This is a genomic window from Streptomyces sp. NPDC041940 (assembly GCF_055589465.1).
This window is the reverse complement of record NZ_JBVJBP010000013.1, coordinates 258852-267224: the sequence shown is the minus strand read 5'-3', so window position 1 is coordinate 267224 and position 8373 is coordinate 258852. Positions and strand designations below refer to the sequence as shown.

Below are 8373 nucleotides of genomic sequence, written 5' to 3'. Positions count from 1 at the left end.
GGGCTTCGGCCTCCTCGTTTTTTTCTGTTTCTCTTTTTCTTTTCCCTTTCTTTTGTCAGACGGTGGGGGAAGGCGCGACCCCCCCCCCCCCCCCCCCCCCCCCCCCCCCCCCCCCCCCCCCCCCCCCGCGTTCGGGCAGTGGTGCGGGACGTCAGTGTCCGGCGTCGCTCGGCGTCGGTCCCCCGGGCGTCGCCTCGGGGTCGGGGCCCTTGGCGGCTTCGGTCTCGCTGTAGATGTCCGGCTCGAGGTAGATCACGCGGGCGATCGGGACGGCCTCGCGGATGCGGGACTCGGCGGCGTTGATCGCGGCGGCGATCTCGGTGGCCGTGTCGTCGTGCTGGACGGTGATCTTGGCGGCGACGAGCAGTTCCTCGGGGCCGAGGTGGAGCGTGCGCATGTGGATGATGCCGGTGACGGTGTCGCCGTCGACGAGAGCCGTCTCGATCTTCTGCGTCTCCTCGACTCCGGCGGACTCGCCGAGCAGCAGGGACTTGGTCTCGGCGGCGAGGACCAGGGCGATCAGGATGAGCAGGATGCCGATGCAGAGGGTGCCGATGCCGTCCCAGACGCTGTCACCGGTGAGCAGGGCGAGGCCGACGCCGCCGAGCGCGAGGACCAGGCCGACGAGGGCGCCGAGGTCTTCCAGGAGGACGACCGGGAGCTCGGGGGCCTTGGCGTGGCGGACGAACTCCGTCCAGGAGCGGCGCCCGCGCAGGACGTTGGACTCCTTGATGGCGGTGCGGAAGGAGAAGGACTCGGCGATGATCGCGAAGACCAGGACGCCGACCGGCCAGTACCAGTGCGTCAGCTCGTGCGGGTGCTTGATCTTCTCGTAGCCCTCGTAGAGGGCGAACATGCCGCCGACCGAGAAGAGGACGATCGAGACCAGGAAGGCGTAGATGTAGCGCTCGCGGCCGTAGCCGAACGGGTGTTGCGGGGTGGCCTCGCGCTTCGCCTTCTTGCCGCCGAGGAGGAGGAGTGCCTGGTTGCCGGAGTCGGCGAGCGAGTGCACGGACTCGGCGAGCATCGAGGACGAGCCGCTGAAGAGGAACGCCACGAACTTCGCTACCGCGATCGCGAGGTTCGCGGCCAGTGCCGCCACGATCGCCTTGGTGCCGCCTGACGCGCTCATATGTTCGCGTTGTCCCTTCGTACGCCGTTCCAGGGCCCGGGCGCTCGCCTTGGTGCGTCGCCCTTGGCTTTGCCCGTGCTTGACGGTGGGCCATTGTTGCAGCCCGCTCCGGCAGCGGTGCGCCAGGTCACCGTCGGAGCGAGGTCAGGCGATGACCGTGGCCCGGAAGAGCGCGCCGGTTCCGGACACTTCGGTCTTTTCGCCGGCCGGGACGAAGACGGAGAGGCCCGGGGTCAGGTCGTGCTCGCCCGCCCGGACGGTGCCTGCCGTGCAGAGCAGGATCTGCGGGGTCGGGCGGGTGAGGTCGTGGGCGGTGCCGGCCTCGGGCAGGACGTAGCGGGAGAGGCGGAACTCGTCGATCGGGGTCTCGTAGACCTCCTCGCCGTCCGGGGAGGCCTCGGGGCGCAGGACGCCGGGGTCGCCGGCGCGGAAGTGGACGATGCGCAGGAGTTCGGGGACGTCGACGTGCTTGGGGGTGAGGCCGCAGCGCAGGACGTTGTCGGAGTTGGCCATGATCTCCACGCCGAGGCCCTGGAGGTAGGCGTGCGGGACGCCGGCGCCGAGGTAGAGGGCCTCGCCGGGCTGGAGCCGGACGTGGTTGAGCAGCATCGCGGCGATGACACCGGGGTCGCCCGGGTAGTGGTGGGCGATGTCGGCGTAGGGGGCGTAGGCGCCGCCGAGGCGGTCACAGGCGGCGGCCGCTTCCTCGACCGTGCGGGACATCTCGTCGGGGTCGGCGGTGAGGATCGCCGTGAGGACCTCGCGCAGGGCCGCGTCCTCGGGGTGGGCGTGCAGCAGGTCGACGTACGGCTTGAGGGAGTCGACGCCGAGGTCGTCGAGCAGGCCGGCGGCCTCGAGCGGGGCGCGGAAGCCGCACAGGCCGTCGAACTCGGTGAGCGCGCAGATCAGTTCGGGCTTGTGGTTGGCGTCCTTGTAGTTGCGGTGCGGGGCGTCCACGGGGATGCCACGTCGCTCCTCGTCCGCGTAGCCCTCCTTCGCCTGCGCCAGGTCGGGGTGGACCTGGAGGGAGAGCGGGGCACCGGCGGCGAGGATCTTGAGGAGGAAGGGCAGGCGGGGGCCGAATTTGGCGACGGCGGCCGGTCCGAGTTCCTTCTCGGGGGCGGCGTCGACGACCTCGACGAGCGTGCCCCGGTCGGTGCGCGAGGGTGCGCCCGGGTGGGCTCCCATCCACATCTCCGCCTGCGGCTCGCCGGTCGGTTCGACGCCGAGCAGGTGCGGGATGGCGGTCGGGGAACCCCAGGCGTAGGGGCGGATGGTGTTGTCGAGGCGGTCCATGGGGATCTCTCCGCGTGTCCTGTGAGTGCGTACGTACGCCTGCTGCTCCCGGGCGGCTGCCGCGTGGGCGTCAGGGTGTCCCGGGCATGATCAGGCCCTCGAAGCGAGCGCCAGGTAAACGGCGGCGAAATCCGTGATGGCGATCAGTTCGGCGAGGGTCTCCAGCTCGTCGCCCGCCTCGGGTTCCAGTTCGCTGATCGGGGTGTCGTGGCTGAGGGCCAGGTCGCGGGCGCCGGGGGCGGCGGTGAGGCCGCCGATGGGGCGGTCGCGGAGCAGCACCACGCGCGCGTGGAGGGCGGGTGCCTCCTCGACGCGGTCGCGGAAGAAGTCGTCGGGGTCGGCGCTGGCGGCCAGCGGGCCCGCGAGCAGGGCGCTGTGCGCGGCGAGGGCCTCGGGGAGTTCGGCGACGACCGCGGGGGTGCCGGACAGTTCGGCGAGGGCGGCGGCGAAGCGGCGGCCCGCCGGTCCGGCCGAGACGCCCTCGGTCCAGACGATGGGGAGCGCGTCGGCGAGTTCGGCGGCCAGGGTCTTGGCGGCGTTGCTGTACGTCGCGATGGCGGGGCCGCAGCGTTCGGCGATGCGGTCGAGGCGGTCGGCGACCTTGCCGAGGGCGTCCGGCGGGGCGGTGAGCACGCCCGCGCGGTCCAGGAGCGCGAGGAGCGGGGTGAGCAGGGCCCACAGGACGCCGGGGGCGGACGCGGCGAAGGGCTCGTCCTGGTCGTACGGGGCCGTGGCCATGGGGACGAACAGGCCGTGCGAGCCGTGTACGGCGTCGGCGAGCGGGGACCTGCCGGGGGCTACGGCGACGACGGTGCAGCCGCGGCGGTAGGCCTGCTCGGCGAGGAGGGACAGGCCCGGTTCGGTCCCGTCCGGGGTGGTGATCAGGAGGAGGTCGACGGAGCCGACCCAGCCGGGCAGTTCCCAGCGCAGGGCGCCCGCGGCGGGGGCGACGCCGGTGGGAGCCAGGCGCGTGACCGGGCTGCCGGCGCCGGCGAGTGCGCCGAGGAGGTCGGCCGCGTGGGTGGCGGCGGCGCCCGGGCCGGCGATGAGGACGCCGCGGGGGCGGCCGTCGGGCTTGAGGTCGTTGACGCCTGCCTCGGCGGCGTGGCGGGCGGCCGTGCGGACGCGCGCGCCGGCTTCCGCGGCGCCGCGGAGCAGGTTGCGGTGGTCGGCCTCCGCGAGGCGCTCCGGGGAGTCGAGCAGCGATTCGTCGAGCATGGGGCGGCAGCCTCCGATCGCCGGGGTCCGTTATGGGGATGTCGTCCTACCTCGGTGCCCGTTGTGCCGGGAGCTATGTGCACCGGGGCTCACGCGGGTGTCCGCCCGCGTGTCCTACGCGGGGCGGCGGGCCTCGTCGACCAGGAGGACGGGGATGCCGTCGCGGACGGGGTAGGCCAGGGCGCAGCTCTGATCGGTGCAGATCAGTTCGGTGTCCTGCTCCTTGAGCGGGGCGTGGCAGGCCGGGCAGGCGAGGATGTCCAGGAGGCCGGATTCCAGAGGCATGGGGTTTCCTTCGAGGTGCGGGCGCTTGGGGTTGTGCCTGGTCAGATTACCGCCGGTGGGGGTGGGGCCTCAGCCCCTGATGATCCCCAGTACCTCGTCCCTGACCCGGGCCATCGTCTCCGGGTCCCTCGCCTCCGCGTTCAGGCGCAGCAGCGGCTCCGTGTTGGAGGGGCGGACGTTGAACCACCAGTCGGCGGCGGAGACCGTGAGGCCGTCGAGTTCGTCCAGTTCGACGCCCTCACGGGTCGCGTACGCGGAGCGGATCGCGGCGAGGCGGGCCGCCTGGTCGGTGACCGTGGAGTTGATCTCGCCGGAGCCCGCGTAGCGGTCGTACTGGGCGACGAGGGCGGAGAGGGGGCCTGCCTGGCCGCCCAGGGCCGCCAGGACGTGGAGGGCGGCCAGCATGCCCGTGTCGGCGTTCCAGAAGTCGCGGAAGTAGTAGTGCGCGGAGTGCTCGCCGCCGAAGATCGCGCCGGACCGGGCCATCTCCGCCTTGATGAAGGAGTGGCCGACGCGGGTGCGGACCGGGTCGCCGCCGTTCTCCTTGACGACCTCGGGTACCGACCAGGACGTGATCAGGTTGTGGATGATCACGCCCTTGCCGCCGTGCCTGGCGAGCTCGCGGGAGGCGACCAGCGCGGTGATCGCGGACGGGGAGACCGGCTCGCCGCGCTCGTCGACGACGAAGCAGCGGTCGGCGTCGCCGTCGAAGGCGAGGCCCAGGTCGGCGCCCTCCTCGCGGACGCGCTTCCGCAGGTCGACGAGGTTGGCCGGGTCGAGGGGGTTGGCCTCGTGGTTGGGGAAGGTGCCGTCGAGTTCGAAGTACATCGGGACCAGCGTCACCGGCAGGCCGGCGAAGACTTCGGGGACCGTGTGGCCGCCCATGCCGTTGCCCGCGTCGACGACGGCCTTCAGGGGGCGGACGGAGGCCAGGTCGACCAGCGAGAGCAGGTGCGCCGCGTAGTCCGACAACGTGTCGCGGCCGGTGATCGTTCCCGTCGTCGCGGCCGGCTCCGGGGCTCCCGACTCGCTCCAGCCCTCGACGAGTTCGCGGATCTCCGCGAGGCCGGTGTCCTGGCCGACCGGGGCGGCGCCCGCGCGGCACAGCTTGATGCCGTTGTACTGGGCAGGGTTGTGGGAGGCGGTGAACATGGCGCCCGGCAGGTCCAGCGCGCCCGAGGCGTAGTACAGCTGGTCCGTCGAGCACAGGCCGATCTCCGTGACGTCGGCGCCCTGCGCGGCGGCCCCGCGCGCGAAGGCACGCGACAGGCCCGGTGAGGAGGGCCGCATGTCGTGCCCGGTCGCGATGGCACTCGCACCGGTGACCCGGACGAAGGCCGCCCCGAAGAGCTCCGCCAGGGACTCGTCCCACTGGTCGGGGACGACCCCGCGTACGTCGTACGCCTTCACGACCTGCGACAGATCAGCAGCCACGGCCAACCTTCCCTGAAAAAGTACTGTCGGTCGGCCCAAACTACCCGGCCCCGCTGACAGCGCGCTGTGCGGTGGCCGGACGTCGCCTCGGGCGTCAGGGCAGCATCCAGCCCAGGACCGGTGTGCTCTGGCCTACGACGATCAGGCACATGACCAGCAGCAGGCCCAGGCTCCACGGCAGTACCTTGCGCAGCAGGTCGCCCTCCCGGCCCGCGAGGCCGACGGCCGCGCAGGCGATGGTGAGGTTCTGCGGGGAGATCATCTTGCCGAGGACACCGCCGGAGCTGTTGGCGGCGGCCAGCAGGTCGGGAGAGAGTCCCGACTCGCGGGCGGCGGTCACCTGAAGGGCGCCGAAGAGGGCGTTGGCCGAGGTGTCGGATCCGGTCACGGCGACTCCGAACCAGCCGAGGACGGGTGAGAGGAACGCCAGTCCGGCTCCGGCCGCCGCGACGAAGTGGCCGATCGTCGCCGCCTGGCCGGAGAGGTTCATGACGTAGGCGAGCGCCAGTACGGAGGTCACCGTCAGGATCGCGAAGCGCAGCTCGTGGACGGTCGTGAGCCACTCCTTGACCGCCACGCGCGCGTGCACCCCGATGACGGCGGCCGTGCAGATGCCGGCGAGGAGCACCAGCGTGCCGCCGGTCGAGACGATCGGCCAGGTGAAGACGTTGCCGCTGACCGGGTCGCCGTCCGGCCCCGCCACGTTCAGGAAGGGCCAGTCGTAGGTCTGGGTGGTCTTCGCCAGCCGGTCCTTGACGGCCGGTATCTGCGCGAGGGAGAAGATCACGACGATCAGCGCGTAGGGGGCGTAGGCGCGCAGGACTTCGCGGGGCGGGTCCTCCTGGTCGAGTTCCTCGCTGCGGGCGCCGGTCAGCACGGAGGCGCGTACGGCCTCGGCGGCGGGCACGCGCGCGTGCGGTACGGCGACCAGGGCGCCGGCGCCGGCCAGGGCGGCGCCGATGTCGGCGAGTTGGGCGGAGACGTAGTTGGAGGCGGCGAACTGGGCGACGGCGAAGGCGACTCCGCACGCCAGGGCGGGCACCCAGGTCTCGCGCAGCCCGCGCCGGCCGTCCACGAGCCAGACCAGCACCAGGGGCACCACGAGGGCCAGCAGCGGCGTCTGACGGCCCACCACGGACGCCACGGAGTCCAGCGGCAGTCCGGTGACCTGGGCGAGGGTGACGACCGGTGTGCCCATCGCGCCGAAGGCCACGGGCGCGGTGTTGGCGACCAGGGCGACGACGGCGGCGCGCACCGGTTCGAAGCCGAGGGCGACCAGCATGACCGCGCTGATCGCGACGGGCGCCCCGAAGCCGGCGAGTGCCTCCAGCAGCGCCCCGAAGCAGAACGCGATGACGAGCGCCTGGATGCGCGGGTCGTCGGACAGCCGCCCGAAGGACCGGCGCAGGATGTCGAAGTGCCGGGTGCGGACGGTCATCCGGTACACCCACAGGGCGTTGACGACGATCCACAGGATGGGGAAGAGGCCGAAGACGGCGCCCTGGGCGGCGCTGGAGAGGGTCTGGCCGAGGGGCATGCGGTACGCGAGCCAGGCGACCAGCACGGCGGCGAGGAGACCGGTGAGGCCTGCCAGGTGCGCCTTGAGGCGGACGCCGCCGAGCAGGACCAGGACGATCACGAGGGGCAGGGCGGCCACGAGGGCGGACACGCCCAGTGAGCCGGCGACGGGTTCCAGTTCCTGGACGTACAACGGGCGCCTCCCCGGTTTCCGTCATGTGAAAGCGATTTCTCGCATCCTCAAACGGAATGGTCATGTCCGCGCCAAGCTCGCGTCAATGGGTGTGCGCGAGACAGCGACCGAACGGGGCGCTCAGTTGTCGGGGGACCGCAGGACCCGCAGATGACCCCGTCGCGCGACCTCCATCGGGTCGGCCGCACGCCCTCCGCCACCGGCCCCGGCCGCCCGCTCCTGAGGGCGGGCCGCCTCGCGCACGGCGTTGGCAAGGGCTTCCAGGTCGTCGCCGCTGGGGCGGGCCGGGGCCGAGCCGTCGAGGAGCCGGACGACCTCCCAGCCGCGCGGGGCGGTGAGGCGCTCGGAGTGCTCGGCGCACAGGTCGTAGCAGTGGGGTTCGGCGTAGGTGGCGAGCGGGCCGAGGACCGCGGTCGAGTCGGCGTAGACGTACGTCAGCGTCGCGACGGCGGGACGGCCGCAGGCGGTGCGCGAACAGCGACGTACAGGGCTCACGATGTTGGACGGTACCGCACTCTTGAGCGGGCCGCGACGACTCTCCATCAGGTCACTCCACCGTGTCGCGTTGTGAAACGCCCCACACACCCCTGTGGGCACACCCGGCTGACCTGCCCGGACACCGTCGGGCGGGGTGTCGCACGAGCCCGCAAGCGGTCAAGAGTCATCACAAAATCCTCAATTGCCGTGACGTCGCCGGTCTCGGCGAGATACGGATTCAAGCCCAACCTTGGCTGGAATGGTCATGTAACGACATGCCGTGCGGGTCGGCCGGAAGCCGTCCGTGGCGCCGCGCGGTGCCGGGCACACGCGCGTGGCGGGGACTACCCTTCAGCAGTGATGGAGAAGCCCGTAACGCCCCGTGCCGCCGCCCCCGGGCCCCGCCGTCGTGATCGCCACGGCCGGGGCATGCGCGGCCCGATCGCACCGCCGCAGGTGCCGCTCGCCGCGAGCCGCGCGGAGGCGTTCGCGGATCTGGTGCAGGACTCGGTGGAGCGTCTGGAGCGGCGGTGGCCGCAGCTCGCCGACATCGATTTCCTGGTCCTGGAGGTGCCGCGGCTCGACGGGCCCGGCGAGGCCTGGAACGAAGAGGCGGTACCGCTCGGCGGCACGATCAGCGCGCGCGAGGGGCACCCCGCGCGCGTGGTGGTCTACCGGCGGCCGGTCGAGATCCGCACCAAGGGGCGCGACGAGCGGGCGGCGCTGGTGCACGAGGTCGTCGTCGAGCAGGTCGCCGAACTGCTGGGGCTCACGCCGGAGACGGTGGATCCGCGGTACGGCGAGGAGCAGGGCTAGGCGG

Annotated in this window: 8 protein-coding genes; 1 reads left to right on the top strand and 7 read right to left on the bottom strand. The window is 72.4% G+C overall.

The window, feature by feature from the left end:
- Positions 1–151: 151 nt before the first annotated feature.
- The 7 genes from ACZ6I3_RS23295 to ACZ6I3_RS23265 all read right to left on the bottom strand — a co-directional run bounded on the left by ACZ6I3_RS23295 (position 152) and on the right by ACZ6I3_RS23265 (position 7619).
- Positions 152–1132: a cation diffusion facilitator family transporter gene (locus tag ACZ6I3_RS23295; RefSeq protein WP_469417007.1), complete on the bottom strand. Its 981-nt coding sequence runs from the start codon at positions 1130–1132 to the stop codon at positions 152–154.
- A gap of 144 nt (positions 1133–1276) precedes the next feature.
- Positions 1277–2428 (bottom strand): mannose-6-phosphate isomerase, class I, encoded by a 1152-nt coding sequence (manA, locus tag ACZ6I3_RS23290; protein ID WP_469417006.1) that lies wholly within the window; start codon positions 2426–2428, stop codon positions 1277–1279.
- 90 nt (positions 2429–2518) lie between these two features.
- Positions 2519–3646, bottom strand: coding sequence for an SIS domain-containing protein (locus ACZ6I3_RS23285; RefSeq protein ID WP_469417004.1), 1128 nt, complete (start codon positions 3644–3646; stop codon positions 2519–2521).
- Positions 3647–3760: 114 nt separating this feature from the next.
- Positions 3761–3931 (bottom strand): Trm112 family protein, encoded by a 171-nt coding sequence (locus ACZ6I3_RS23280; RefSeq protein ID WP_184598287.1) that lies wholly within the window; start codon positions 3929–3931, stop codon positions 3761–3763.
- 69 nt (positions 3932–4000) lie between these two features.
- Entirely contained in the window at positions 4001–5365 is a 1365-nt protein-coding gene (locus ACZ6I3_RS23275; protein WP_469417003.1) for a phosphomannomutase/phosphoglucomutase, read from the bottom strand.
- Between the two features lie 94 nt (positions 5366–5459).
- Positions 5460–7076, bottom strand: a complete 1617-nt coding sequence (locus tag ACZ6I3_RS23270; RefSeq protein ID WP_469417002.1) for an L-lactate permease — start codon at positions 7074–7076, stop codon at positions 5460–5462.
- Positions 7077–7196: 120 nt separating this feature from the next.
- Positions 7197–7619: a DUF3499 domain-containing protein gene (locus ACZ6I3_RS23265; RefSeq protein WP_189726709.1), complete on the bottom strand. Its 423-nt coding sequence runs from the start codon at positions 7617–7619 to the stop codon at positions 7197–7199.
- 294 nt (positions 7620–7913) lie between these two features.
- Here ACZ6I3_RS23265 and ACZ6I3_RS23260 point away from each other — a divergent pair, with 294 nt between their 5' ends.
- Entirely contained in the window at positions 7914–8369 is a 456-nt protein-coding gene (locus tag ACZ6I3_RS23260; RefSeq protein ID WP_215121011.1) for a metallopeptidase family protein, read from the top strand.
- Positions 8370–8373: the final 4 nt, after the last annotated feature.